The organism is Alkalibacterium subtropicum (genome assembly GCF_900112455.1).
Classification (GTDB): domain Bacteria; phylum Bacillota; class Bacilli; order Lactobacillales; family Carnobacteriaceae_A; genus Alkalibacterium; species Alkalibacterium subtropicum.
The window spans coordinates 29,217-54,845 of sequence record NZ_FOLT01000008.1 but is presented as its reverse complement, the minus strand read 5'-3'; the positions used below and the strand labels follow the sequence as shown (position 1 = coordinate 54,845).

The 25,629-nt window shown below is 45.3% G+C and carries 27 protein-coding genes; 6 read left to right on the top strand and 21 right to left on the bottom strand.

The genetic code is table 11. The features are described 5' to 3' along the window. Window positions 1-75: 75 nt before the first annotated feature. The gene (gene gloB, locus BM049_RS08485) at window positions 76-780 is read right to left on the bottom strand and encodes a hydroxyacylglutathione hydrolase (protein WP_091530511.1); all 705 of its coding nucleotides are present in this window, start codon (window positions 778-780) and stop codon (window positions 76-78) included. Between the two features lie 177 nt (window positions 781-957). On the opposite strand from gloB, the gene fabV reads away from it, so the two are divergent. After that, on the top strand, window positions 958-2,154 hold the full coding sequence (gene fabV / locus BM049_RS08480; protein WP_177188655.1) for an enoyl-ACP reductase FabV: 1,197 nt from the start codon (window positions 958-960) through the stop codon (window positions 2,152-2,154). 377 nt (window positions 2,155-2,531) lie between these two features. Here the strand turns inward: fabV and BM049_RS08475 are convergent, their stop codons facing one another. The 6 genes from BM049_RS08475 to BM049_RS08455 form a co-directional block, all read right to left on the bottom strand. After that, window positions 2,532-2,840, bottom strand: a complete 309-nt coding sequence (locus tag BM049_RS08475) for an MGMT family protein (RefSeq protein WP_091530508.1) — start codon at window positions 2,838-2,840, stop codon at window positions 2,532-2,534. 14 nt (window positions 2,841-2,854) lie between these two features. Then, on the bottom strand, window positions 2,855-3,328 hold the full coding sequence (locus BM049_RS08470) for a YbaK/EbsC family protein (RefSeq protein WP_091530505.1): 474 nt from the start codon (window positions 3,326-3,328) through the stop codon (window positions 2,855-2,857). A 220-nt stretch (window positions 3,329-3,548) separates the two neighbouring features. Continuing rightward, on the bottom strand, window positions 3,549-4,421 hold the full coding sequence (locus BM049_RS08465; RefSeq protein ID WP_091530607.1) for a DegV family protein: 873 nt from the start codon (window positions 4,419-4,421) through the stop codon (window positions 3,549-3,551). Between the two features lie 179 nt (window positions 4,422-4,600). After that, entirely contained in the window at window positions 4,601-4,825 is a 225-nt protein-coding gene (locus BM049_RS12120; protein ID WP_281242220.1) for a DbpA RNA binding domain-containing protein, read from the bottom strand. Window positions 4,826-4,837: 12 nt separating this feature from the next. After that, complete coding sequence (locus BM049_RS08460) at window positions 4,838-6,088, bottom strand: DEAD/DEAH box helicase (protein WP_281242219.1); 1,251 nt, start codon at window positions 6,086-6,088, stop codon at window positions 4,838-4,840. 120 nt (window positions 6,089-6,208) lie between these two features. Beyond that, complete coding sequence (locus BM049_RS08455; RefSeq protein ID WP_091530503.1) at window positions 6,209-6,475, bottom strand: hypothetical protein; 267 nt, start codon at window positions 6,473-6,475, stop codon at window positions 6,209-6,211. A 397-nt stretch (window positions 6,476-6,872) separates the two neighbouring features. On the opposite strand from BM049_RS08455, the gene gloA reads away from it, so the two are divergent. Continuing rightward, window positions 6,873-7,253, top strand: coding sequence for a lactoylglutathione lyase (gene gloA, locus BM049_RS08450; RefSeq protein WP_091530500.1), 381 nt, complete (start codon window positions 6,873-6,875; stop codon window positions 7,251-7,253). Between the two features lie 258 nt (window positions 7,254-7,511). Here the strand turns inward: gloA and BM049_RS08445 are convergent, their stop codons facing one another. The 10 genes from BM049_RS08445 to BM049_RS08400 form a co-directional block, all read right to left on the bottom strand. After that, on the bottom strand, window positions 7,512-8,273 hold the full coding sequence (locus BM049_RS08445; RefSeq protein ID WP_091530498.1) for a dihydrofolate reductase family protein: 762 nt from the start codon (window positions 8,271-8,273) through the stop codon (window positions 7,512-7,514). Window positions 8,274-8,562: 289 nt separating this feature from the next. Next, window positions 8,563-9,042, bottom strand: coding sequence for a 23S rRNA (pseudouridine(1915)-N(3))-methyltransferase RlmH (gene rlmH / locus BM049_RS08440; RefSeq protein ID WP_091530496.1), 480 nt, complete (start codon window positions 9,040-9,042; stop codon window positions 8,563-8,565). 16 nt (window positions 9,043-9,058) lie between these two features. Next, complete coding sequence (locus tag BM049_RS08435; protein ID WP_091530493.1) at window positions 9,059-9,484, bottom strand: MarR family winged helix-turn-helix transcriptional regulator; 426 nt, start codon at window positions 9,482-9,484, stop codon at window positions 9,059-9,061. A 548-nt stretch (window positions 9,485-10,032) separates the two neighbouring features. Further along, complete coding sequence (locus BM049_RS08430) at window positions 10,033-11,235, bottom strand: S1C family serine protease (protein WP_091530490.1); 1,203 nt, start codon at window positions 11,233-11,235, stop codon at window positions 10,033-10,035. 348 nt (window positions 11,236-11,583) lie between these two features. Next, window positions 11,584-12,393 (bottom strand): MBL fold metallo-hydrolase, encoded by an 810-nt coding sequence (locus BM049_RS08425; protein WP_091530604.1) that lies wholly within the window; start codon window positions 12,391-12,393, stop codon window positions 11,584-11,586. A 105-nt stretch (window positions 12,394-12,498) separates the two neighbouring features. Next, complete coding sequence (locus tag BM049_RS08420; protein ID WP_091530488.1) at window positions 12,499-13,452, bottom strand: two-component system regulatory protein YycI; 954 nt, start codon at window positions 13,450-13,452, stop codon at window positions 12,499-12,501. Continuing rightward, complete coding sequence (locus BM049_RS08415) at window positions 13,442-14,758, bottom strand: YycH family regulatory protein (protein WP_177188653.1); 1,317 nt, start codon at window positions 14,756-14,758, stop codon at window positions 13,442-13,444. Before BM049_RS08415 ends, BM049_RS08420 begins: the two co-directional genes overlap by 11 nt. Further along, window positions 14,755-16,614 carry a cell wall metabolism sensor histidine kinase WalK gene (gene walK, locus BM049_RS08410; RefSeq protein WP_091530483.1) on the bottom strand — a complete coding sequence of 620 codons (1,860 nt, stop codon included), beginning with the start codon at window positions 16,612-16,614 and terminating at the stop codon, window positions 14,755-14,757. Before walK ends, BM049_RS08415 begins: the two co-directional genes overlap by 4 nt. A 6-nt stretch (window positions 16,615-16,620) precedes the next feature. Beyond that, on the bottom strand, window positions 16,621-17,334 hold the full coding sequence (gene yycF, locus BM049_RS08405; protein ID WP_091530480.1) for a response regulator YycF: 714 nt from the start codon (window positions 17,332-17,334) through the stop codon (window positions 16,621-16,623). Window positions 17,335-17,427: 93 nt separating this feature from the next. Then, window positions 17,428-17,967, bottom strand: coding sequence for a PTS sugar transporter subunit IIA (locus BM049_RS08400; RefSeq protein WP_091530477.1), 540 nt, complete (start codon window positions 17,965-17,967; stop codon window positions 17,428-17,430). Between the two features lie 270 nt (window positions 17,968-18,237). Here BM049_RS08400 and BM049_RS08395 point away from each other — a divergent pair, with 270 nt between their 5' ends. Next, complete coding sequence (locus BM049_RS08395; protein WP_091530475.1) at window positions 18,238-18,699, top strand: DUF948 domain-containing protein; 462 nt, start codon at window positions 18,238-18,240, stop codon at window positions 18,697-18,699. A gap of 30 nt (window positions 18,700-18,729) precedes the next feature. Beyond that, entirely contained in the window at window positions 18,730-19,272 is a 543-nt protein-coding gene (locus BM049_RS08390; protein ID WP_091530473.1) for a YtxH domain-containing protein, read from the top strand. A 390-nt stretch (window positions 19,273-19,662) separates the two neighbouring features. On the opposite strand, the gene BM049_RS08385 is transcribed toward BM049_RS08390, so the two are convergent. Then, window positions 19,663-21,117: an alpha-amylase gene (locus BM049_RS08385; protein ID WP_091530470.1), complete on the bottom strand. Its 1,455-nt coding sequence runs from the start codon at window positions 21,115-21,117 to the stop codon at window positions 19,663-19,665. Between the two features lie 226 nt (window positions 21,118-21,343). Here BM049_RS08385 and BM049_RS08380 point away from each other — a divergent pair, with 226 nt between their 5' ends. Both BM049_RS08380 and BM049_RS08375 read left to right on the top strand, forming a co-directional pair. Further along, the gene (locus BM049_RS08380; protein ID WP_091530467.1) at window positions 21,344-22,732 is read left to right on the top strand and encodes a TrkH family potassium uptake protein; all 1,389 of its coding nucleotides are present in this window, start codon (window positions 21,344-21,346) and stop codon (window positions 22,730-22,732) included. A gap of 12 nt (window positions 22,733-22,744) precedes the next feature. Further along, window positions 22,745-23,413 (top strand): potassium channel family protein, encoded by a 669-nt coding sequence (locus BM049_RS08375; RefSeq protein ID WP_091530465.1) that lies wholly within the window; start codon window positions 22,745-22,747, stop codon window positions 23,411-23,413. Window positions 23,414-23,465: 52 nt separating this feature from the next. On the opposite strand, the gene BM049_RS08370 is transcribed toward BM049_RS08375, so the two are convergent. From BM049_RS08370 to BM049_RS08360, 3 genes are read right to left on the bottom strand one after another with little or no spacing between them, the layout of a single operon-like run. Next, entirely contained in the window at window positions 23,466-24,530 is a 1,065-nt protein-coding gene (locus BM049_RS08370) for a PTS fructose transporter subunit IIC (protein WP_091530462.1), read from the bottom strand. 10 nt (window positions 24,531-24,540) lie between these two features. Further along, a complete protein-coding gene (locus BM049_RS08365) occupies window positions 24,541-24,855 on the bottom strand; it encodes a PTS fructose transporter subunit IIB (RefSeq protein WP_091530460.1) in 315 nt (104 codons plus the stop codon). A 15-nt stretch (window positions 24,856-24,870) separates the two neighbouring features. Further along, window positions 24,871-25,341 carry a PTS sugar transporter subunit IIA gene (locus tag BM049_RS08360; protein WP_177188652.1) on the bottom strand — a complete coding sequence of 157 codons (471 nt, stop codon included), beginning with the start codon at window positions 25,339-25,341 and terminating at the stop codon, window positions 24,871-24,873. Window positions 25,342-25,629 lie beyond the last annotated feature (288 nt).

Below are 25,629 nucleotides of genomic sequence, written 5' to 3'. Positions count from 1 at the left end.
CCGTTATGTAAGGTCCCTCACTGACTGCGTCGTTTGAACGCAGTCAGTGAGGGGTTATTTTTTTTGCCGCATCCACTAAAAGTCGTCCCGTGCCTGACGCAGTTCTTTAAAGGCTTTTAACGTCTCAGCCTGAAGAAACAGATTGATATCTTTTTCTCTGCCGATGGTCGACGGTAGTGTCGGACGACCTTCTTTTCTGAGACGTTCGACCTTTTCGAGGGCTTCAGAAATGACGGCATTGTCCGGCTCTATCGTATGGGCAAAGTTCAGGTTTTTTTCTGTATATTCATGCCCGGCATAGACCTTCACGTCATCATCCAGCTCTTTGAATTTCTCTATGGCCGCAAACTGGGCCTGATAATCTTGCGTAAAGACTCGGCCGCATCCGCCGGAAAACAAGGCATCGCCGCAGAAAAGGGCGTCATTATTCATCAAAAGACTGATATGCCCGTGTGTATGTCCGGCTGTTACGAATACATCGAAATCCTGCCCTAAGAGTTCAACGGTATCCTCGCCTTTCAGTGTCTCCGTGTTCAGGTCAGCCGTTTCTTCCGGTCCATAGACAGGCGTTTCTGGAAAACAAGCTAAGATCCTGTTTACCCCTGCTGTATGGTCCTCATGGCCATGCGTCAGAATAATGGCATTTAAATAGAGCTGTTTATCTTCCAATAATTTCAATACGCCTTCAGCTTCGCCGGGATCGACGACGATAGCCTCGTCATTTTCCTCAATGACCCATATATAATTGTCAGATAAAGCGTTGATTGGATGAATAGTCATATGAAGCACTCCTCGCTCAGAAATTGATCGTTCTCCATTCAGTATAGCAGATTTTTTAGCCTAATCTAACTCATCGAGTATTACACTAAATGGCGAGAAGAAAAATTACTTTGATATTCAAAATAAATCTGTTTTCTGCTATTATAGTCCTATAACACATTAACAGGGGGAAAAAGCATGGTGGAATTCGAACAAAAACTTCGGGGGAACATTGCAGTCAGTGTCAACCCGCTTGGACGCAAACAGCAAGTCTTGAATCACATCGATTATGTCAAAAGTCAAGGAAGTTATGAAGGGCCGAAAAAAGTGCTGATCATCGGCGCGTCATCCAGCTACGGTTTAGCGACACGGATCAGTCTCGCTTTCGGTGCCGGCGCCGATACGATCGGTGTTTCCTTTGAAAAGGGACCGAAGAGCGAACGCAACCTGGGAACAGCGGGCTGGTACAACAACATTTTCTTCAAAGAAGCCGCTGAAAAAGAGGGACTGATCGCCAAGAATTTCGTGCAGGACGCCTTCAGCAACGAGACCAAACAGGAAGTCATCAACTATATCAAAAACGAATTCGGCGGCAAAGTCGACCTCGTGGTTTACAGTCTGGCAAGCGGCAGACGCACCGATTCCGAAACTGGCGAGACTTACACGTCATCGATCAAAGCCATCGGTGAGCCGGTCGTCGGCCCGAACATCAACATGCAAAAGGAAGAATACTACACAGAAACGCTGGAACCGGCAACAGAACAGGAAATCGAAGATACCGTCAAAGTGATGGGCGGCGAAGACTGGGAACGCTGGATGAAAGCACTGAAAGAGGCCGACGTGCTGGCTGACGGCGTATTGACGACCAACTATTCTTATTTAGGGTCAGAGCTGAACCACCCTTACTACGGTCACGGGACACTTGGCCGCGCCAAAGCCGACTGTGACGAAAAAGCGGAGAATATCAATGAACTGCTTAAAGACATCGATGGCAAAGCTCAGATCGTCGTGGCTACAGCCGTGACGACGAAAGCCAGTTCCGTCATCCCCTTCTTCCCGGTCTACTGCATCGGCCTGTATAAAGTGATGTCGGAAAAAGGGACGCATGAAACACCGATCATGCATATGGACCGTATCTACCGCGAGATGATATACGGTAACAAGTCCGAGTACGACGAGCAAGGACGCCTAAGACCCGACAGCTGGGAGCTGGACAGCGACACCCAGGCGCAGACGAAGGCATTGATCGGTGAAATCAATGAAGAGAATTTCACTACCGACAAGACTGCCTATGCTCTCTTTTATAAAGAATTCTCCAATCTCAGCGGCTTCATGGTCGATAACTGCGAGGAACAGAACGTGACGATCGAGGAACTGAAAGCACTGGAGTACTGATTGAAATAAATAAAAAAGGTTATGGCGAAAATGAGCCATGACCTTTTTTCATTTGACGTTACTGTTGATTTTTTTATTCTTCTATCTAAAAACGAGAATATTTTTCGGGATCTTCAGAAGTTTTCAGAAAAATATCGGCGACTTCTTAAGTTTCATGATAAACGTAAGAAGTGAGCACATTTTTTGGTAAAAGTTCTGAAGAAACGCTGCCTATCTTCAGGAGTTTCCTGTATTTTTGTCCCAACTTCTGAAGATAAACTTCTTTAGCTGTTTTAATGCACAGAAAAACCAGGCGACTTCTATCAGCTCCAAGAAGTTGCCTGGTTTTCCTGCGCTTCGAAATGGGCGTCCAGTGTTTACACTTAATTCAAATCAGCTCAAAGACTCCATTGATGTCTTTTTATATCGACATGGTCCATATTCTTCATAGCCACGCCCTCGGCCTCCAGGAGCTGTTTCTGTTCGCTCCAGCCAGGCACCAGTCGTCCGGCATGATTCACGACTCTGTGACAGGGGTAGCTGCCATAGAATTCAGCCATACTCAACACTCGGCCCACAAGCCGGGCATTTCTTTTCCTGCCGATCAGCCTGGCAATCTGTCCGTAAGTCGCCACTTGCCCCTCTGGGATTTCCTCGACCACAGACAAAATTTCATAAATCAATGCCTCATCTAAAACACGGTTCATTGCAGTCTATCCTTTCATTCTTCATGGTAGATCAATAATTTATTGCCCAGCAACCTGATGATTTTCTCCAAGTCTTCAGCACGGATGACCATCGTCTGATCCGGCCGTGCAGGCGCGAAGACTAGTTTTTCCTGCTCGAACAACTCCGCATCCACGATCATCGGGATGGAGCGTTCATAGCCCAAGGGCGTCACAGCTCCCGGTTTCTGGCCGGTAACTTCTTCCATTTCAGCCGGTTTCACGATGGAGACCTTCTCTCCCACCGTTTTCTTCAACTGCTTGAAATCGGCACTTTTCGTCGTGAATGTCACGAAGGAATAATATCGCCCGGACTTTCCTTTCAGAAAGAGCGCTTTGGTTTCTGTCCCAGTAAAGCCTTTTGCTTCTTTCATGATTACCGCATCTTCATTGGTGTAGATCGGATCGTGTTCGTACAGTTCAAAATAAATGTCATACCTGTTTAAAAATGCTTCAAGATCGACGAGCATTTAAGTCAGTCCTCCTCTATGTGATTTTGTAAAAGACTACCCGTTCAACAGGGTTATCAAGCGGTTTATATCTCACGCTTTTTCCGGTCCTTTGGTTTCAGTATACTCTGCTCCCTTCCTAAATCAAAGATATCGACAGAGACTCTCTCATCATCTATCTTTAAGTCATTCAGGACAAGAAAAAGTCCTCCAGATAATATCCTGAAGGACTTACATCATTTTACATATTCTCTTTTTCCATAAAGAACAGAGACAAGCCGCCTAGACCGACGTGTGTCCCCACGGCCACGCCCATCTGCATGATATGCATGTCGCCTAAAAAGTCTGTTTTTAGTTTGATTTTTTCTTTCAGTTCATGGGCAATGCTCTTATCATTCGAATACCCGATGATGATAAAGTTGGTCCATTCCGGGTCATAGCGTTTCTGAAATTCTTCGACATAATAATTCAGCGCTTTCTTCGTGCCTCTTGCTTTGGCCACGATGGCCCCTTTCGTGTCTTTCATGGACATGATCGGTTTGACCCGAAGGAGACTCCCGATCAAGGCACCCGTATTCGAAATACGGCCGCTTTTCGTCAGATTATGCAGATCCTCAACACATAAGAAGTGTTTCACGCGTTTTTTATGTGTTTCATTGAAAGCAACCAGTTCTTCAAAGGTGTACCCTTCTTCAAGTAACTGGGCAGATTTCAGTATCAGCCAGCCGCTCCCATGACTCATTGACCAGGAATCGACGACATGGATTTTCACGTCTGTCTTCTCGTATTTATCATAAAAAGCTTCCCTTGCGATTTCTGCGGCCTGATAAGAGGCGCTTGTACCACTGGACATACAGATACATAAAAATTCGCTGTAGCCTTCTGTCATTGCTTCTTCAATAATATTCAAATAAGCCTCAGGACTCGGTGCTCCTGTCTTAGGCAGCTCCTCCATATCTGGTAAGCGTTTGAAAAAATCGTCTGACGTTATGTCCACCTTGTCGCGATAGTTAACGCCTTCAATTTCAATGTTCAACGGTGCAATGCCAATATTATATCGCTCCACGATCTCCTGCGACAAATCACACGTTGAATCAGCCATAAGTTTAATCATTTTTGTTTCCCCCATTATTTTATCCCTAGTTAACACTCGGGGACTCTTGCATAGTATACTGTGTTTCAGTAAAATATAACACTAAAAATTTAAAGCGAGGTTAATAACGTTTAAAAGTTTTACTCCTGCGACAATAAAAACCTTCCATAAGCTAGTACTTAACTTATGGAAGGTACTCTTTACTTGCGGGCTTTACGGACTTTCAGTGTTTTTCCTTTAACCGTGCGGTTCTGCATTTCTGAGATGACATAGGGCCCTTTGCCGTTCAGTATTTCAATATAGGTGACGTTCTCCTGAATCGTGATGATCCCGATATCGTCGGCTGACACGTCCCTGATACTCGTCAGTGTGCCGACAAAATCACCGGCACGCAGTTTTTTCTTCTTGCCGCCGTTGAAGTACACCTTGGTAATGTCCTAGTTCAACTCTTTATTCCGGGCAATTTTCGGTTTGACCCGGGTGTTTATTTTCTTCTCAAAGGCTGCCTTGGAACGGTTGACCAGGCGTTCGTTCGGGGCAAAGACTTCCGTCAGTTCCTGACTGTCACTAAAGGCATAGTCACGTATGTCCTGCCAGCGTCTCTCATCAGTCTGACTGACCATGGTTAAAGCCAGTCCCGTTTTACCTGCGCGACCCGTTCGGCCGGTCCGGTGCGTGTAGCTCTCTTTTTCAAACGGCACATCATAGTTGATGACGTGGGTCACATTGTCGATGTCGATCCCGCGGGCAGCCACATCCGTCGCCACCAGATAACGGAGTTTCCCGGAGCGGAAATCATCCATGACGGCCAGACGATCATCCTGATCCATCCCGCCGTGCAGCTTGTCGATCGGCAGACCGGCTTTGTTCAAGTGTTTTTCAACAGCATCCACCGCATCTTTGGTGTTACAAAAGATGATGCAGGCATCCGGGTTCTCAACGGTCAATAGATCCAGCAGCCGTTTTTCCTTTCCTGCTTCATCCACGTTGATGTAAGAGTGTAAAATTTTAGGCGTGTTCGCCTCGGACTGTTCCATTTTGACAGAAGCCCGGTCCGGACTCATGTAAAAACTGGCTAACTCCTCGATCTTGGGGGGCATCGTGGCGGAAAACAGCATCGTCTGGCGTTCTGTCGGTAGATGTTCAATAATGTCTTCCACCTGGTCGATGAAGCCCATATTGAGCATTTCATCCGCTTCATCCAAAACAAGACTGCTGACTTCATCAACGACCAATGTGCCTTCTCTTAAATGTTCCAGCATCCGCCCCGGCGTACCGACCACGATATGGCTTTTCTGCTTGAGTTCAGATTTCTGTGTTTTAAAGGAGGCTTTCCCGAATACCGCCGTCACCTTTATCCGTTTCAAGCGACCGATATTCATGAGGTCGTTCTTGACCTGCAGGGCTAATTCCCGTGTTGGAACCAAGATCAGAGCCTGAGGTTTATTCTCCTCCCACTCGACCTGCTCACAAAGTGGAATGCCGAAGGCCACGGTCTTCCCGCTGCCTGTCTGGGACTCGACCAAGACGTCCTGTCTCTCCAGAGCCAACGGAATGACGGTTTCCTGCACCGCTGTCGGTTTAAAATAACGCAAACGCGTCAAGGCTTTTACTATCTCGGGACTGAGCCCAAATGTTTCAAATGATTGTTTAATTATATTCTCCTGCTTTCTTTTTCTACGTTCCATCAGTATAACAGAATTTGAAAACTTTAGTGTACTTAGAGCAGAATCTTCTTATTGAGTTAATTATGATAAGATCAGTTTCTCTATCAATTTAAATGTATTTTCTGTGTAGTTGATCGTTCGTCACCCGTTGTTTTCAAGTTCAGCTAAGTTCTCATCGCTCATTTCAAATACTTTAGAATTATTTGCTATTCCAGCTTGAATATTCGCTAATTCATTTAGAGCTGTCTCTTTCGTCTCATATAACCCCAGGATAATTTCTTTTCTCCCCCAGATTCCATTCGAAACAGTGCCGGTCAATGCATGTTTTTTCTTGCCTCCAATATTCTTTGCTACTGAAAATGCTACACATTTAACCAGATCTTCTTTACCTTGACTCATTATCCACATTGTGTTTGCCTCCTACGTATATTTTTAATACTCTTTTAGATGTTATATGTCCTGACTTTATTTACCCTATTCAACTAGCTACTGCCAGTACCTTTACATAGGTATGGCAAAAGATTCTTATTCTCATGAGCTAAAACAAATGACTCTAGACACTCTGATTCTTGCATTCATTCAGACTATCAACTACTTCTTGGATTGTATTTAGATAAGACAGTTATCCTTGATCACTTTATCGAATGTCATTCTATAAACGAATGCTCGTCTTAACAGAATAAACGCTGTGCTTTTTTCCTATTGCTCTATTAAAAACAATAGGGAAGATAGTACGAGTTGAATAAATGCCTCTAAGACTAATTCATGCTAGAATAAAGATAAGAAATTATTGGAGGATGATAGTATGAGCCAAGAACTTGTTGAGATTTGCCTGCGTGTGAGAGATATCGATGCGACATTAGACTTCTATACGAATCTATTTGATTTTGAAGTGGCGAGCCGAAGAGAATTCCCTGAAAAGAAGTTTGATTTAGTTTATTTGAACTCGCCTGGTTCTTCTGTACAGATCGAACTGACTTACAATTACGACGCCGACCCCTATGAGGTAGGGAATGGCTTCAGTCATTTAGGCGTCACTGTCGATGACTTAGAAGACATGCATGAAACATGTAAAGCTTCTGCTTACAAGACAGGTGAGTTAAAAGGACTGTCAGGCGGCACACCGAGCTATTTCTTCGTGACGGACCCTGATGGCTACCGCATTGAAGTCAAACGCAGAAAATAACGTATTGCGTAGTTTAAATGTAAGCCTATTGGTTGTTGCCGATAGGCTTACTCTATTTCTAAATTTAAGTTGCTTATGATAAGGGTTTGCATATCGTTGTACATACGATTCTTATATTATCGTATCTATCTCCTGTGACAATGTAAAGCTTTCCTGACTGCACTTTTGATAAACATATTATTTTTCTTAGCAACTCTATCATGGGCGACCATATTTCTATACTTGTTGGGTGCATCTTCAGCTTGGTAATCTAAAGTGCTATTTACTGGCTACTTTATATCTCAACCATACATGACCATTCTTGTAAGTAGTTGATTTGATCAACTGTAATTTAGATGGTTCTTCGTTATCCTTTAATTCTGGGGAGTCAAATAAACAAGGCGTTTTAAATCCTCCATATAAAAGTGGTTTGAATACAATGTTAACTTCATCAATTAAGCCTTCCCTTAAAAGGGCACCACTTAACTTTCCTCCTGCCGTCGTTACTAAATTATCTATCCCTAGCTTATTTTTTAATTTTTCCATTGCTAACTTAAGATCTATTCGCTCCTCACCAGAGATCAAATAGGGAATGTTATTTTGTTGCAGAAAATATAAGTACTCGGGCTGAACGCCATGGGAAACTAAGTGAACCATGTATCTCCCAGTACTTTCATCTCCTTGATATCCGCTTCTTAGACGTCCTTTTCCATCAACAACAATTAACCAGCTTTTATGGTTTTTTCTGTTTATGGCTTCATCCGGAAGAAAATCATCATATAGATATTTGCTGTCTCCTTCAAAGGAGGGAAGTATTCTAAGTGGTTCTCCTTCTTTGACAAGAGAGTTGCTTCCTAATATATCTCCTTGGGGTTTATAAGCATGGGTTATACTATCTTCTACTTCTTTCCAGATCTCACTCCCCCCAGCCGTTTGGGTACGGTGATCGTTCATCTCTTCCCACATTGTAATATTAGGACGTATAGCTATTCTTCCATCTACAGAAGAGGCTACCATCAAAACAATATTTGGTCTTTTCATATATATCTCTCCTCGTATTGTATACTTATAGTATATCTAATAAAGCAGGGGGATAAGTGGGAGTTATTAATTTTAAGTTTTATTGTCTTGATCAGGGATAATTTTTCCCCCTTTGAAGCATTTTCTACTCTCCTGATCCATGTGTCGCCCATTTTCATCAAAGAAACAAATACTTCATCCTTTATCTGTTTAAAGGTTAGCGTAACGCATAATTGAATTTTTGAATCATATAATAAAGATTCTGTTCTTCAGCTACATCAGTTATGTTTTAAATTACTGTGAAACTCATTCATTTGTGATACGGTTCATTCCGCATGATCCGGAATGCTCTATAGATCTGTTCAACTAAAATCAGGCGCATGAGCTGGTGGGGGTAAGTCATTTTTCCGAAGGAGATGGTGGTGTCGCTGCGGTCCATGACGGCTTTGCTTAGACCGAGTGAGCCGCCGATCACAAAGACGAGCTTGCTTTTGCCGTGGATCATGAGCTGTTCGATTTCCTTGGCGAAGGATTCTGAGGTGCGTTCTTTAGACTGGATGGCCAGGGTGAAGACGTAGGCCTGATCCGGTATTTTTGAAAGCAGACGCTCCCCTTCTTTTTCCTTCACCTGCTCCATCTCAGCTTCACTCAAATTCTCAGGTGCTTTTTCATCCGGTACTTCCACGACTTTTATTTTCGTGTAGGCACCCAGACGCTTGGTGTATTCATCGATGCCTTTTTTCAGGTACTTCTCTTTCAGCTTGCCTACTGACAAAATCGTAATATCCATAACTGGCTCCTTTTACTTAGACTTGATCGAGTATTTTGGTCAACAGACGTTTCAGTTCTTCAAATTCCTCCTGCTCCAGGTGTATCTCTTTGGAAAATTTGATGGGGATCTCTTCTGCCTGCTTTTCGATCCCACGTCCTTTTTCTGTTAGTGTTACTTCCACGACCCGTTCATCCTTACTGGACCGCCTGCGTTCCACCAAGCCGTGCTCTTCCATACGCTTCAGCATCGGTGTCAGGGTTCCTGAATCCAAGTATAAGCGTTCGCCCAGTGCTTTCACTGTGACAGTCTCTTCTTCGAACAAGACCAGCAAAACCAGGTATTGCGGATAGGTCACTTCCAGTTTTTCAAGCATCGGACGGTACAGTCGGGTGATTTGTCTTGTGGCCGCATATAATGGGAAACACACTTGATTGCTTAATTTTAATATATTTTTCGTCATGTAGATTCACTCCTTTTCTTTCTTATTATAGCAAGTAACAGGAAAAGATTATAGGTATTAACTGAACTGACGGACCTGTGAATAACCGTGCCGCGAACAGATTACTTCGAGTTAATCACACTCTCCACAGGGACTTTCTGTTGGTATAACAGGAAATCTCTATTTTTATACCCACATTTTCCACAGTTATCCACAAAGTTATGCACATATCCACAGGCTTTGTTCCCGTTCCTCTTTATGAAAGCTTAAAGCTCCGTCCAGATCCAGTTCGTTTATCCCGAAAGTTATACACACCTTGATAGTGGATTAACTTTATGGTCAGCCTGCACAATAACCTTTTACCTAAAGGGATAATCAATTGTTCTCATCTTATAACAATTAAGTTATGCACAGCCTGTTTGTTCATTGTGTATAACTATTTTTGATAAATCCCCGGTGTAAATGTTTTTTATAAAAAGTTGTTCACACCCGAACAGGTTAATTCTTACCTTTTCCCCAAAATAAAAACGCACAGCCTTTTCACAGGCTGTGCGTTTGGTTTCTCTTGTTTATAATGTCTGGTCTTCGGTGGTGCGCATCGTCAGTGTGGCTGACTGCAGTTCGCCGTCACGATAGAATTCGATTTCCACTTCGTCACCGATTTCAGTGTCATAGATTTCCTGTCTCAGTTCGATGCCGTTCGCGACTTCTTCACCGTTGAATGACACGATCACATCATTCGCTTCCAGTCCAGCTTCATCTGCGGAGCTGTCAGGCTGGACTTCTGCAATCACGACGCCGCCTGTCACATCATCCGGCAGGTTCAGTATGGCTTCCTGCTGCTGCGGTGACACCATGGATAAGTCGACCATGGCCACCCCTATGACTGGTCTGACTACTTCACCGTCCTGTTCCAGCTGATTGATGATATCCAGTGCATCATTACTTGGAATGGCAAAGCCCATCCCTTCAATGGTGGAAGATGAAATTTTCATCGAGTTGATCCCGACGACCTGACCGGCGATATTGATGAGCGGTCCGCCGGAATTACCCGGGTTGATGGCAGCGTCTGTCTGAATAGCTGTCATTTCCCAGTCATTTTCGCCATCCATATTCGTATCCACAGGCACCGTTCGTCCTGTTGCAGAGATGATCCCTGACGTGACGGACGAGGCGAAGTTCGTTCCCAACGGCGAGCCGATCGCAATAGCCGGTTCCCCCACGGTCAGGTTTTCTGAATCACCAAACTCCGCGACCGTCGTGATGTCTTCTGAGTCGATCGCTAATACGGCAAGATCAGTCCACAAATCTGCCCCTACGATAGTGGCTTCTACACGCGACCCATCTTTAAACAGCACTTCGATAGCGTCAGAGCCATCGACGACGTGATTGTTCGTAAAGACATAAGCGGTATCGCCATCCACTTTATAAACGGCGCCACTCCCTGTGCCTACTTGCTGCAGGTCTTCTCCCTCTGCATCTGCATCCTGAGACCCTTCATACCAGCCGTAGGGATTTTGTCCCACACGCTGCATATTGATAATGGAAACAACTGCTTCATCCACTTCCTGAACAGCATCTGTGATGTCAGAGGTCACATCTACCCGTACTTCGGATACTTGAACATCACCTTCTTCATTAACAGGCGTATCTTCCACTGTTTCTTCATTCTCAGTTTCAGGTTCAGTCTCCGGATCCATTGCATCACATCCTGCGAGTAAGGCTCCTGAAAGGCTTAATGCCAATAATGTTTGATAAGCTTTTGTTTTCATCCGTTGATTCCTCCAGTAAACGTATTTCACTATCTATATTAACGCTCAACCATGACATTTCTATGTCTTTTTAGCAATTATATCATGATACAATTCTATCATAATCGCTTTTTTTTCCGTATTATTAAGCTTTTTGAAGAAATTTAGACTATTTAGTGTTAAAAATATTTCCACACAGTCTGATCCCTCTCTTCGATACATGAAGGCGGCAGGTCTTTCTGTTAACTGTCCCCTTCTTCCTTAAATGCCAATTCCTCCATCCGGCGTGTTGACAGTAGTTAAATTCCATAAAAAAAGCCTCCGTCATCTCTAACTGATACGTTAAAGATGGCGGAAACTTGATGGCTTTTACAGAATAAACAACGGGCATGGTTCCGCCGGATCCGTATCATAGAGCTGGAACCGTTCGTTGACGCCTGTGTCTTTCTTCAAAAGGATGTCTTCCACCGTCTGATGGGCGACTTCTTTGATGTTGTTCTCCTTGCTCAAATGACCCAGATACACCCGTTTGGTATTGTCCCCAATGATCTCCGCCAGGGCAAGCGCCCCGTCTTCATTGGACAAGTGGCCTTTATCACCGATGATACGCTGCTTCAGCGACCAGGGATATTTCCCCATACGCAGCATGCTCAGATCATGATTGCTCTCAAAGAGGTACGCATCGGCGTCCTTCACCAGACCACGCATACGGTCGCTGACGTAACCTGTATCGGTCAGCATGACAAAGCGTTTATTGTTTTTCTGGAACGTGTAAAATTGAGGATCGATCGCATCGTGGGACACACCGAAACTGGAGATGTCGATATCCCCAAGCGTCAGCGTCTTCTCTTTTGAAAAATGATGCTTCTGTTCAATTTTCAACTTACCGAGCTTGGGTTCCATCGCCTGCCAGGTTTTTTCGTTGGCATAGATATCCAAGTCATATTTACGGGCGAGGATCCCCACGCCTTTGATGTGATCCGTGTGTTCATGTGTGACTAAGATGGCATCCAGATCTTCCGGACGACGTCCTATCTTCGTCATCATTTCGACTGCTTTCTTGCCGCTGAATCCGCAGTCCACCAACACTTTTGTCTGATCTGTTTCGATATAGGTGATGTTTCCGGTACTTCCGCTGGCTAATACGCTGATACGCAAGCCGGATCGTTCTGTTTGCATCATGACAATGATTCCTCTCTCTGCGAATACTCATTGTCTATCTTACAACAAGTCTCCACCCACAAGCAAGACCACTTTTCCAGATCCTTTTTTCAGCTATTCTTCTCATTCATCACTACTGATTTCTGCATCGAATTCAAGAGTCGTTTCTACTTCCATTTCAGTGGCCGATTCGGCATCTTCTTCTGGTTCTTCGGTCGTTCCTTCCTCCGGTTCCTCGGGTTCTTCAGGCTCTTCTGGGACTAACGGGGCGGCCGGTTCTGTAATGATCGTGCGTTCCAGCGCATCGACGCGAAGGATCCGCTCGCCGCCAGTATCTCTGACCGGGACATACCAGACCGGACCGTACATACTTAAGTCTTCCAGATGCAGGGTCCGGTAATAAGAAAGGAGCGGCTGTCCAACGACCGAGTTGGAGCTGATTTCATTGTTCTGAAAAAGGACCTCAATGGCCTGTCTGTCAGTGATGACCGGCTGTGTGGTTCCCTGAGGGGTCATCGGTCCCGCATAGGTCTGCTGGTAAGAGATGATGTTGCCGTCACTGCCGTAAAAGAGAGAGATTTCGGATGTCCCATCTGCCACAGGGATCCCTTCCACCATCTGGGTATAAACAAAGCGGTTCTGACTGCGGTCATATCTGAAATAGGCATACTCTTCACCGAACAACACTGAGTCACTTGAAATAAACGTGTTCAGTCTCGCGAAGTCTGCTTCTGTGAATCCCTCGTCAGGATTGCCTTCGATCTCGATCGGATCAGATAGAATACTCGTGTAAAGAGACCCGTCTGCCGCGACTGAACCGGCCTGATTTTCCAGCTGATCGACATTCTGTTCCAGTAGGCGATTGCTGTCCGCCTGAACATAAAAGACTTTTTGTTCTTCTTCCTGGAGCGAGGGCAGTTCGATACCGATCTGCTCCATTTCCCGTATCAGATTGACCTGGCCAGGCGCACTCGTCGCCTGCTGAATGTCGTTCCGGTTAAAGTAACTGACCAGAAGGTAGATATTCAACAGCAGAAACGTAATCAGAAAAATGTTTTCAATTTTTTTAAAATCCATTTAAAGACGCCTCCAGTGTCTCAATAAATCGGTTGACTTCTATCCAGTTGCCCTGAGATTCGACATACCAGTGAGGTTCAAAGTGAACGACGCGTTCATCTTCCTGGCTCTCTGTCCATGTCAAACCGATTCGGATATCATCGATCCTTTGCAGCGCGGGGCCGGCCTCTTCGAGCTGGGCGATGATGTCTGCACCACTCGGCAAGGTTTTTGTCCGTTCCCCGGTCAAAGTCAGCGGGGTCTGAACGACCCGCACGGGAACCTGCAGACTCGTCAGACCGCTTTCGACGACCGTCACTTCGATCATCGATTCATATTGCTGGGAGCTGTATATAGGATACCCCTGAATATAACGCTGGAACGTCACTTCGTTCGTTTCAGGTACATAGCCCTGATAATGCACGTGTTCTGTCCAGTTTTCGACTTGAGTCAGCGTCTGATAGCTGCTTAAAAGGCGCTCACTGAACGTCATCTGTCCCATGTCCGAACGCTGTCTCAGATACGTTAAGGTATTCGTGGAATCGTTTATTCTCAATTCGGTCGTCAGATCGATATAGCGGGTCGTACTCCCCGTGCGTCTCGCATCGATTTCCGATGTATCAGAGAAAAACTGCAGAACGAACAGATTGTTCGGCAGACGCTCGACCAGATAGTCACGGTACTCCACTTCCTGCTCATCTACAGGCAGATAAATGAACCGCTCATTGACTTCAAAAGCTTCGACATCGATCGTGATATTGTCCTCTGCGTAGAGCAGTTCATCGAGTATTTCTTCTGTATACTCGGTACCATCGATCTGGTAAAGAAACGCGTTATGTGAGTCATAGAAACCGGCGAGTTCCGGGTTCTCTTTATTCATCAATACATGCGTAAAGGTACGGTTCTCATAGTCAGTCGACAGATCATTGAAGCCGTCCTCAAATATCCCGAACGGGACTGGGGCATCAAAAACGAATTCCACCCAGCTGTCGTCGTTAAGATATTCCTGATAAGAAGCAAAACTCAATCGCTGTGGCGACTGCACTTCCCCAAATGCGGTAGTCGATAAATATGTTTCAGCCCAGTCTGTTGCATAAAACGTATTGATTTCCAGTTTTCTGTCCAGCTCATTGCGGTGCCAGATGATTTTTTTAGGTGAAAAGACTTCCACTCGTGACCGGTCGACCAGAGAGGCTGGAACGGGGGTCCCCCCACTTCTTGAAGGTTCGCGCAGCTGCACGCCGGTCGTCCAGATCTGAAAACTCAAGAACAGGCTCAATCCAATAAGGACGACCAAAAGCAGCTGTTTGATTTTAGACCAAATCATTCCCATTCCTCCTCTTCATAAGGGACATAAGGAAGGGAGAGATAAAAGGTCGTTCCCCTGCCCTCTGTACTTTCTGCCCAGATACGGCCGCCGTGCTGTTCCACGACTTCCTTGGAAATAGCCAGACCTAGACCGCTGCCTCCCATGGCTCGTGACCTGGCACGATCCACACGATAGAAACGGGAGAATATCTTAGTGAGATCGGCTTTAGGGATGCCCATCCCTTCATCACGAATGCTGATCAGCACAGTGTCTTGTCGTTTTTCCATTTTACCGGTGATGGTCCCGCCATCAGGTGAATACTTGATGGCGTTGTTCATGATATTATCCAGGACTTGGATCATTCTGTCCGGATCCACTTCCACAAACACGGATTCCTGCAGGATGTCTTTTCTGATCTGATAGTTTTTACTTTCATACTCGGCCGAATGAATGACCATGTCGAACCGGTTCAGGACATGTTCGAGCATTTCTGTAAGATCGACGATCTCCAGATTCAGTACACTTTTACCCGAATCGATCCGGGATAAATGAAGCAAGTCCTGGATCATACGGATCATACGGTCCGTTTCATTCTGTGTGACTTCTAAAAAGCGCGGGGCCAGATCCGGATCCTGCCAGGCGCCGTCTGCCAAGGCCTCGATATAACTGCGCATACTTGTCAGCGGTGTACGCAGTTCGTGAGAGACGTTGGAGACAAATTGCTTACGTTCTTCTTCTATCCGTTCCTGTTCCGTGACGTCATGGAGCACACAGACGATCCCACTGATAAAACCGGACTCTCTCTGGATCAGAGAGAAAGAAGCACGCAGGATGATCGGAATACCATTCTGTCTGCTGTTCACCAATATATCATCCTGTTTTTCCAGGATACGGCGCAGGGTGATATCTTCTTCGACGTCCAGTATAGGCAGCAGATTTTTGCCGAGGGCGCCCTCCTGATCCTTGTCCAGCATGGACTGAGCCATCTCATTGATGATCATGATTTTGCCACGTCTGTCCGTGGCCACGACCCCGTCCGTCATATGGGTCAGCACACTGTCCAGACGTCGGCGTTCTGCGTCGATGGATTCCTGCGCATCAGCCACATCATCGGATAAGTCATTGATCAAAGCGGCGAGCTGTCCCAATTCGTCTTCACCGTATACTTTCAGCGTGCCTGAATAATCTCCTTCAGCGATCTGACGTGTCTGGATCTGCATTTCTTTGATCGGTTTCGTCAAGGCCCGTGAGACCATGTTCGCCAGCACGAGGGAAAGGATGATCGCCACCGCACTGGACTGTAGAAATATCTCGGTGATTTGAGAGATCTGTTCATAAACGGACTCGATGTTGCTTTCCATTAAGATCGCCCCTAAAAACTGAGACTCTTCACCCGCTGAAAAAACGGGCTCGACGATTTTCCATCTTCTGTTTTGAGTGACCGGATCGATCACTTGTCGGGTGATAGAATTTTCAGTTATCTGAGCCTGCCTCAGATCGACATCATCGGATAATTGCCCGATGATGTTCTGCTGGGTCGTGTCACTCGTCCCCATGACGATCAGTTCAGCATTCACGACCTGAAGATCAGTAATGCCGCTGCCTGAAAACTCGGTAAGCAGATTACTGATCTCCTGATCCGGGCTGACTTCACCCTCTTCTCCGTTTTCCTCACGTTCCAGCGCGGGAAGGATCGTACTTTCCAGAAAATTCATCTGTACCTGCCGGTCTTCCTGAAAATTGGCAACCAGCTGGCGCTCAATTTGGGTAATAAAATTCGCCCCGATAAGCTGCAGGGCGAATACAAGTAATAGAACGATCACGAATACGATTTTAGTGTTGATCGATTGATAAATGCGAATCTTTTTTTTCATAAATCACTACTTCTCCTGTTGTTCAGGACTTCTCAGGTAATACCCTACACCTCGGCGTGTGACGAGGAAGGTCGGATGACTTGGATTGTCCTCGATTTTCTCACGCAGTCGTCTGACGGTGACATCTACCGTGCGGACATCGCCAAAGTAGTCGTAACCCCAGACTGTTTCAAGCAAATGTTCCCGCGTCATGACCTGACCGATATGTCTGGCCAGATAATGCAGCAGTTCAAATTCCCGGTGAGTGAGTTCGATGGACTCCCCGCGTTTGGAGACGATATAGGCATCAGGATGCACAGTCAAGTCTCCCACTTCGATATCGTTGCTTTCTTCTTTGGCAGCTTCCGTGCTCTGCAGGGAGGCCTGTCTTCTGACATTGGCTTTCACGCGTGCCACTAATTCGCGATTAGAGAATGGCTTCGTGACATAATCGTCTGCTCCGAGCTCCAGACCCAGCACCTTATCGATCTCCTGATCCTTGGCTGTGACCATAATGATCGGGACGTCCTTGGTTTTTCGGACCTCACGGCAGACTTCCAGTCCATCCATTTTAGGCAGCATAAGATCCAAAACAATCAGGTCCGGATTTTCTTCTTCGACTTTTTTTAGGGCTTCTTCGCCATCAAAGGCAGTAACCACTTCAAATCCTTCTTTTTCTAGATTAAATTTAACAATATCGGAAATCGGCTTTTCATCGTCGACAACTAGTATCTTTTTCAAAGATGTTCCTCCTCAGAACTGTTTTAATAGACATAAACTGTGATGCATTTCACTTTGATTATACCCTACCTGCAAAGCGTGTTCAATTTTACTTCATCGCCCGGCGGACTCTCCACGGGTCAAGGTGACTTTCAAGGCATCTGTTTCTCTGGCTATGGCCTTTTTTTCAGGTAACATTTCCAGCGCTACGACGGCGTCATGTTCCAGAACGATAACAGGTATCACGATGTTGAAGCCTTTTTTGCTGATCAGCTTCTGGTCGAACGTTGCCAGCTGATCCCCTTTTTCCACGCGTTCATTCTTTCTTAAAGATGTCTGGAAGCCTTCACCGTTCATCAGCAGCGTGTCGATACCGATGTGTATCAGAACTTTCAGTCCTTCATCTGTTTCTATATAATAAGCATGCTTGGCATCTGCTACTTCGATCAGTTTGCCCGAAACAGGCGCATAGACCACCTCCGATGAAGGCTTGATCGCATAGCCGTCGCCGATCATCTTCTGGGAAAACAAATCATCCTGCACTTCCTCGATGGAAATGATTTCCCCATCTGTGACAGCACTCAGCATCACTTCTACGGTCTCGTGTCCCTGCTCTCTTTCCTGATCACCGAACCCATTGCGTTCATTACTCATTTTTTTCTCCTTTTTAAAGCGACAGATTTTTTATATAAAAAAGCAGAGTGACGGCATTTTCTCTATCTCATCCTGTTGATCCTTCACTCGCCTGTTTCTACTTCAGATACAACGCACAAAAATCCTATTGTGTTGCTACTATTCTAACAATTAAAGCTCTTTCAAGCAATATCTTTTCGCTAGCGTTTCAGTTGGTGTTCTTTTTACTTCATGGTATTCTAATACTATAGATGTAAAAATAATGAAACTGATCAGTAAAGGGGGCATATAATGGAAGCCGGTTATCTTATATCGCTCATTATTATAGGTGTATCAATCGTTTTTCTCGTCGTCATGGGTTTTTATGCCATGAAGAAAATGAAGCCGACACTGAAAAATATTGAACGGACACGAACCAACGTACAAGACCAGGTCGAACATTTTAATAATGAAGCGGATGTGATGAAAAAGAAAGTGGATCTGATCATGAACCGCGTCGATAATACCCAAGAGGTGGCACAGACCAGCCTGGAAAGAATGAATGAACTGTCGGAACATGCGTCCAGTTTGTCTCACTCTCTGACTTATCTGAAAGAACACAGCGCTGAGTATTCCAAAGGTATCGCTCAGAATACCTATACGGAAATCAAAACCGATGGGCCGCGTTTAGCCAAGACCTTCAAGCGCGCCTTCAAAGGAACTGTGGAAAAACAAAAACAGCGTCACCAGAACACCCCGCCAAACACATTATAAATCATATTATTTTGAAAGGATGACTGAATTATGCCAAAAGTAAGTTTAACAAAAGCTGTACTCATGAGTGCCGCTTCAGCCTTCGCTGCGCTGATGTTTGCCCCTAAAAACGGTAAAGCCTTCAGAGAAGACCTGAAAGATGAGGCCCTGAAACTAAAAGACTCAGGGGAAGAAAAAGCCCATGAACTGGTTGATGATTTCAAAACGTCTTACATGGAAGCAGAAAAAGAGCTGGAGTCAGAGCAGGCCAAACTGGATGCCAAGCAGGCGAAGCTAAATCAGACCATCGAAGAAATCGAAAGAGATCTGGCTTTAAGTGAAGCCGAAAGACAGGGAGCCACAACCACTGATTCCGATGCCGCTTCTGCCAGTCAGGCTGTGTATGCGGATGATAAATTAGGCGATGTAAAAGATACACCGCTTGAACCTGAACATGATCAGGCGATTCCAAAAGACAAAGTGGATGAAGCCCTGCACGATAATTACCTGTCAGATGATGAAGATTTCGACATCGATAAATCTGAAGCTGAAGGCAAAGACGAGGCTTCACTGAAAGTGAACCCCAACGAATAAGTTTTGAATAGAAAAAGGCCGGGTCAACAAGTCCCGGCCTTTTTCTGTATTTAGTCAAGTCAGCGTATGCTGCCAGCGATATTCCGGCGTTTTCAGGTACCTATGTTCCTGGGAAGTGGTGCCTATATCGGTAATGCGACCAGTTCAGACCGCGCGTTCACAGGAAGTGGTCGCAATAGCCGTTTTGCGACTCGTTCAGGCCCCCTAGTCTCAGGAAGTGGTCGCAATAGCGTGGAACGACCCCTTCGCAGCACATAGCGGAACACCTTACAGCGGGATTCATGAACTTAAACTGCTGAACGAATTAGTCCAACCACTACTAGCTGCTGCTTTACTGATCTTAATTAACACAGAAGAGGCTCGGACAGCTGTCCGAGCCTCTTCCACTCTTTATTCGGGTTTTCTGACCCACACAGAAAGCGATTCTGCATTGACCAGAAAGGTCGCTTTCCCCTCTTCATCGATCGTTATTTCCTCTTCGCGGTTTTTCAGTAAGTCGATGTAGACATCCCCTGCATGAAGGTCGCCCACATACATTTCTTTGTAACCTTCCTCGCCATTGGACATAATGACGGCACACCCTTCCGGATGCTCATCATCCCCTGTCCGCGTGAAACCGATGCAGTTGTCATGGTCCAGGTAATTACTTTGTTCGCCGTACGCATACTCTTCACGCGCATGGAGCAGGATATCGATTTCTTTCCGGCATCCGTCATACTCTATATCGCCGCTGTATCCATAGTAATCACTGTAGAACACACACGGATAGCCGTAAGAACTTAACAGAATAAAACCGTACGCCAGCGGTTTGAACCAGGGTTCGACATACGATTCCAGAGACTGCCCCGGTTGCGAGTCATGGTTTTCAACAAAGGTGACCGCCTGTTCTGCATTCGATTTATAGAGCGTCCCATCGATCAGACGTCTGAGATCGAACGCATTATGCTGTTTGCTGGCTTCGTGCAGCGCATAATGGAACCGCACATCCATCATAGAAATAGCATACTCATGTTCTTCCAGATAATCTTCCAGGAATTTATAGCGCTGATGCCAGTATTCAGCAACAAAGAAAAAGTCTTCATCATACGCAGCTCTGACATCTTCGATCAGGTCTTTCATGAAGGCACTATCGATATGTTTCACTGCATCGAGCCGGATGCCGTCGATCTGCGTTTCTTCAATAAACCAGTGGATCCATTTTTTTGTTTCTTCAACCACTTCCGGATGGCTGTAATCGATATCCGCAAACATCAGGTAATCGAAATTGCCGTACTCCGTCGACACATGCTCGTCAGGAGCCCAGCCTTTGTCTTCGCCTTCGATACGGAAAATGCCATGGTCACCGGTCTTCTCATCATCAGAAACACCTGAAAAGTGATACCAGTGCCATTCAAAGTCTGAATACTCCCTGTTCCTCCCCGGGAAATTGAAATAGGTCCACGCTTCGATTTCGCGGGTTTCTCCTATCTCTTCATGACGGTTGTCCTCACTCACCGGGGTCGCTTCAAAGGTTTCTGTCTCGTCGGCTCCGCCTTTATGATTCAATACCACATCGGCATACACGTGAATCCCCTGTTTATGCAGAGCCTCGATCGCTTCCAGGAGTTCTTCTTTTGTCCCATATTTCGTTCGGACCGTGCCTTTCTGGTCGAACTCTCCTAAATCGTACATGTCATAAACACCATAACCGACGTCCTCTTGTCCGACACCTTTATAACACGGAGGAATCCATACAGAAGTGATCCCTATTTCTTTCAAATGTTCTGCATCGTCTTTCAATCGCTGCCAATGCTTGCCGTCATTGGGCAGGTCCCATTCAAAGTACTGCATGATCGTTCCGTTCATATTTTTCTCCCTCCATTACCCTGCAGCCTGAAATACTGCACCCTATAATTCTACCTTGAATACTTGCCCTTAACAACTTTAACGCCTTTTTGAATACGTGATGACCGTCCTTAAAGCTGGTTATAAAGAAGGCTTGTATTTATGGATAAAGCACGGTAAAATCTAGCTATTCTTGTTTTGTTTCGTTACAATAAAGAGTAGTATATATGAGGAAGGATTGTTACTGATGAAAAAATTCCTGAGTCAATTTTCCAATTGGCCGATATCCATTAAAATCATAGTCAGTTTTGCGTTTGCTATGTTTGTGGGTTCTCTGATACTGGCTATGCCATTCAGTCAATTGGAAACGTCTCAAGCCACTTATTTTGATCATCTGTTTGGCGCTATATCAATGGTTGCTGTGACTGGCTTATCTACCGTTCCGGTTGCGCAAACGTATAATCTGTTCGGTCAGATCGTTACACTTGTACTGATCAAACTCGGAGGTTTAGGTTTGATCACGATCGTTTCAGCTATCATTATGCAGTTTGGCCGACAAGTAAGTATGAAAGAAGAAATCACCTTACAGCAGGCTTTGAACCGGAACGATATGAAAGGGTTCAGGCATTTTTTACTTAATGTCGTCAAGTACACGACGATTTTTGAGGCGCTGGGCGCATTTATATTCATGTTTAAATTCATCCCTCTTTTCGGATGGGGGACGGGCATATTCAATTCCATATTCCTGTCGATCTCTGCCTTCAACAATGCCGGCTTTGATAACCTCGGAACGAGCAGTCTTCAGGACTTTGTAGCGATGCCCGTCGTGAACATCGTTGTCCCTGTCCTCATTATTCTGGGAGGTATCGGCTTCTCCGTCTGGTTTGACGTTGCCAAGCATTTTAAACAATTCAGATCAGCCAAAAGCTGGCTGGATATCAAAGGGACATACCGCCACTTGACCCTCCATTCACGCCTGGTCATCAAGTGGTCCTTGATGCTGATCCTTGCCGCCATGGTGATCTTCACTCTAGCTGAATGGACTAATCCTGATTCGCTGGGAGGTTTGAGTTTTTCAGGTAAAATACAGGCGATTTTCTTTCAGGCAGTCACGCTGAGAACAGCCGGTTTCAGCACCTTGAATTTCGCTGAATTCCATATGTTCACGCTCGTCGCCTTCACTGTCTTCATGTTCATCGGTGGTTCACCTGGCGGAACAGCCGGTGGTGCAAAGACCTCGACTGTGGCTTTGGTGGTCAAACTCATTGTGACTGAAATCAAAGGTTTGACGAACATCAATTATAAAAACAGAACGCTGGAAATGGATATCATCAAGCGGGCACTGGTTATCGTCGTTATGTTTATCTTACTTAATTTCATTGCATTATCTTTGATGACTATATTTGATGAAGATGTCCCGCTGCAGTATCTGTTTTTTGAAACCGTCTCGGCTTTCGGTACTGTCGGTTTATCCGCAAACTTGACAGCCACACTTTCAAGGTACAGTCAGACCGTCATCATGTTCTGCATGTTTATCGGGAGAATCGGACCGATCACCATCTTTACTGCCTTGGGCAATAGAGACAGAAGAAAACGGGATATCAAATACGCTACAGGAAGCATATTAATTGGTTAGGAGTTGTTCAACGTGGTTAAAACAGTTGGAGTATTAGGGTTGGGGGTTTTTGGCTCGACTATTGCTAAAGAATTGGGTGAGCAGCATTACGATGTTATCGCCGTTGATAAAAACTTAGTGGATGTCAATCGTGTTGAAGAGTATGTTATTCAGGCCGTTCAGGGAAATTTCACAGACATCGAACTTTTAAAAAGCATCGGCTTCTCTAATTGCGATGTTGCTGTTATCGGTACAGGGTCAAACCTGGAGTCAAGTGTTCTGGCGATCATGAACTGTAAAAAACTGGGTATCAAGCGTATCGTGGCTAAAGCTAAGAACCGTACCCACATGGAAATCATGCAGGAAATGGGTGCGGACGAAATCATTCGCCCTGAAAAAGAAATGGGCGATAAAGTGGCCCGAAACATCATGCGTAATAATATCCTGGATGTGATTACCCTTGATGAGGAAAATTCCATTATCGAGTTCACTGCTCCTGATCGCTGGATTGGACGCAGCTTGAAAGACATGGATCTTCGAAAAAAATATAAAATCAATGTTATCGGCATGAAATCTGAGCCGAATGGAAAACTTATCATCAATGTCCCACCTGAGGAAAAAATCAAACCGGGCAGTTTTATTGTCGCGATCGGTAAACCCGAGACATTTGAACACCTTGATTACACAAATCAGCTGAAGTAGAAAAAACAGCGTCGACCGGACAGTCCGGTCGACGCTGTTTTCTTTATCGTCTTTACATCGTAATATCAAATTCCAGATCATCTTCTTCAGCGGTTACGGTTTGTGTGGCCGGTTTCTTCCAGGCGATCTGTGTCCCGACAGAAATCGCTGTGCCTACAAGTATCGCTAACACGAATAACACGATATTGCTGGCCATCGGTAAACCGAAGACGCCTGACACACCAGATGTCGAAATGCCCATTCCCATCATCAGCGCACCGCCTACCGCTGCTCCCAGCATATTCGAACCAATGACACGGATCGGATCACGGAACGCGTAGGGTAAGGTTGCTTCAGTAATTCCGACAAGCCCGGACAAGATAGATGCTGGAGCCAGTTTGATTTCATCTTCAGTGTATTTTTCTTTCGCCAGCAGTGCTGCTATACCGACTGATAGTGCCGGGACCATGATACCGGGAAAGACAGCTGCATTAACGATGAATCCGATACCGCTTGGATTGTTCCAGACTGCAAAGACAAAGGTAATAGCGATTTTATTGAGTGGGCCTCCCATATCGAAGGCACACATCGCACTTAAAATGGCGCCGAGCAGGAAAGCATATTGAGGAGCCTGTGATAAGGTAATAAGATTCTCAATAATCACATCATTCAATGCCCCTACGATAATGGCTACAGGATAAGCCATTACGAAATATAAAAGCCACCCTGTCAGTACAGGGATAAACAGCGTTTTATGGATCGACTGTAAAAACTCCGGCATGGGCAGTTTCCTCAAGGCCAGTACAACGTAACCGGCTAGAAAACCTGCCAGGATGGCTCCTAAAAACCCGCTGGCTGAAGTGCCTTCGACCAGTGGATGGGCTGCAATATACCCGCCGATGAATCCCGGAATGATGGCAGCTTTATCTCCGATCGCATAGGCCATATACGCGGCAAAAATGGCCGGAATAATATTCATCATGGTCCAGGCAAAACCGTTTAAAAGCGTGACGGCTTGGATCTCACTGCTTGCTGACTGGGCGATCATGCCTGTTACAGCGATCGTCATACCTGAAAAGACAATGAGCGGCAGCATATACGAAACGCCGGTCATCAATGCTTGCTGAAATTTTTTCATCTGTTCTCCCTCACTCTTCCTTTAATTTTTCTTCTATTTTCTTTATTAAACTTCCCGCATTCTTGATTGCAGCGGCTACGGGTATGTTGACCTTCCTGATCCCTTCAAAGCGCTCAGTCCGTGCTAATTTGACGTCTGAGGCAATGATCAGGATGTCTGCCTCCCGCAGATCTTTGCGAGTCAGTTCATCCTCTATCCCTGTGGCTCCTTGTGTTTCCACTTTCACCTCATGACCGCGTTCTTTAGCGGCATCTTCGATGGCACGTTTAGCCATAAAGGTATGGGCGACCCCCGTGGCACATGCCGTCACTGCTACGATCTTCATTATTATCCCGCCTTCCTATACTAAGAGCTGATTCAACAGTGCTTCACAATTCTCTTTCGTTTCAGCAGCTTTAAATGCTTCCTGAATTTTCTTATCCATTAAATGATAGGATAATCTGGACAGGAGTTTTAGATGAATCGCTTCCCCTTTTTCTTTGGGTACAATAAGCAGAAAGATAATGGAGACTGGCTGGTCGTCCAACGCTTCCCACTCAAGCTTCTGTTCCGTTTTCATCAGTACCACGATCGGAGTATGTATCTGACTTGACTTTCCATGAGGGATAGCAAAGCCATTCCCAAATCCTGTTGTACTGAGCGATTCACGCTTTTCGATCTCCTCCAGTACTTCTTCTCTTTCAAAGTCAAACGCTGATTTTTTTATCACGTCATCGATCATTTCTTTGAATATCTCAGTTTTTTTTCCCGACTGAAAGATTTTGGACGGATCGATGTAGTAATCGACACTCCTGTCTGCTGACTCATTCAATATCCTCACTCCTTTTGCTTAAAAAGTAGTCTTATTATACCAATTAATTTGTTAGAGAAGAAAAGATATGCCACATTTAAAATTAATCAGTGCTTTTCGGATGAAATTTCGATCGTATTTCAGTGCATCGCTTTAAATATCTCTTCCGCCACCACTTTGTTGTTTCTTTTTAATGACCTCTAATACTTTTCTTTCTTCATCATTATGGGACAGATTTTGATGGCGTGACCTTCAACACGACTTTCTCATCATGAAGGGCACGCGCCACCTCATTCCATGACCTCCAGC

What these genes read in the sequence shown, in the direction of transcription:
- gloB (WP_091530511.1), bottom strand. Translation starts at nt 780, where the DNA reads ATGACTATTCATCCAATCAACGCTTTATCTGACAATTATATATGGGTC.
- fabV (WP_177188655.1), top strand. Translation starts at nt 958, where the DNA reads ATGGTGGAATTCGAACAAAAACTTCGGGGGAACATTGCAGTCAGTGTC.
- BM049_RS08475 (WP_091530508.1), bottom strand. Translation starts at nt 2,840, where the DNA reads ATGAACCGTGTTTTAGATGAGGCATTGATTTATGAAATTTTGTCTGTG.
- BM049_RS08470 (WP_091530505.1), bottom strand. Translation starts at nt 3,328, where the DNA reads ATGCTCGTCGATCTTGAAGCATTTTTAAACAGGTATGACATTTATTTT.
- BM049_RS08465 (WP_091530607.1), bottom strand. Translation starts at nt 4,421, where the DNA reads ATGATTAAACTTATGGCTGATTCAACGTGTGATTTGTCGCAGGAGATC.
- BM049_RS08460 (WP_281242219.1), bottom strand. Translation starts at nt 6,088, where the DNA reads ATGGAACGTAGAAAAAGAAAGCAGGAGAATATAATTAAACAATCATTT.
- BM049_RS08455 (WP_091530503.1), bottom strand. Translation starts at nt 6,475, where the DNA reads ATGTGGATAATGAGTCAAGGTAAAGAAGATCTGGTTAAATGTGTAGCA.
- gloA (WP_091530500.1), top strand. Translation starts at nt 6,873, where the DNA reads ATGAGCCAAGAACTTGTTGAGATTTGCCTGCGTGTGAGAGATATCGAT.
- BM049_RS08445 (WP_091530498.1), bottom strand. Translation starts at nt 8,273, where the DNA reads ATGAAAAGACCAAATATTGTTTTGATGGTAGCCTCTTCTGTAGATGGA.
- rlmH (WP_091530496.1), bottom strand. Translation starts at nt 9,042, where the DNA reads ATGGATATTACGATTTTGTCAGTAGGCAAGCTGAAAGAGAAGTACCTG.
- BM049_RS08435 (WP_091530493.1), bottom strand. Translation starts at nt 9,484, where the DNA reads ATGACGAAAAATATATTAAAATTAAGCAATCAAGTGTGTTTCCCATTA.
- BM049_RS08430 (WP_091530490.1), bottom strand. Translation starts at nt 11,235, where the DNA reads ATGAAAACAAAAGCTTATCAAACATTATTGGCATTAAGCCTTTCAGGA.
- BM049_RS08425 (WP_091530604.1), bottom strand. Translation starts at nt 12,393, where the DNA reads ATGCAAACAGAACGATCCGGCTTGCGTATCAGCGTATTAGCCAGCGGA.
- BM049_RS08420 (WP_091530488.1), bottom strand. Translation starts at nt 13,452, where the DNA reads ATGGATTTTAAAAAAATTGAAAACATTTTTCTGATTACGTTTCTGCTG.
- BM049_RS08415 (WP_177188653.1), bottom strand. Translation starts at nt 14,758, where the DNA reads ATGATTTGGTCTAAAATCAAACAGCTGCTTTTGGTCGTCCTTATTGGA.
- walK (WP_091530483.1), bottom strand. Translation starts at nt 16,614, where the DNA reads ATGAAAAAAAAGATTCGCATTTATCAATCGATCAACACTAAAATCGTA.
- BM049_RS08400 (WP_091530477.1), bottom strand. Translation starts at nt 17,967, where the DNA reads ATGAGTAATGAACGCAATGGGTTCGGTGATCAGGAAAGAGAGCAGGGA.
- BM049_RS08395 (WP_091530475.1), top strand. Translation starts at nt 18,238, where the DNA reads ATGGAAGCCGGTTATCTTATATCGCTCATTATTATAGGTGTATCAATC.
- BM049_RS08390 (WP_091530473.1), top strand. Translation starts at nt 18,730, where the DNA reads ATGCCAAAAGTAAGTTTAACAAAAGCTGTACTCATGAGTGCCGCTTCA.
- BM049_RS08385 (WP_091530470.1), bottom strand. Translation starts at nt 21,117, where the DNA reads ATGAACGGAACGATCATGCAGTACTTTGAATGGGACCTGCCCAATGAC.
- BM049_RS08380 (WP_091530467.1), top strand. Translation starts at nt 21,344, where the DNA reads ATGAAAAAATTCCTGAGTCAATTTTCCAATTGGCCGATATCCATTAAA.
- BM049_RS08370 (WP_091530462.1), bottom strand. Translation starts at nt 24,530, where the DNA reads ATGAAAAAATTTCAGCAAGCATTGATGACCGGCGTTTCGTATATGCTG.
- BM049_RS08365 (WP_091530460.1), bottom strand. Translation starts at nt 24,855, where the DNA reads ATGAAGATCGTAGCAGTGACGGCATGTGCCACGGGGGTCGCCCATACC.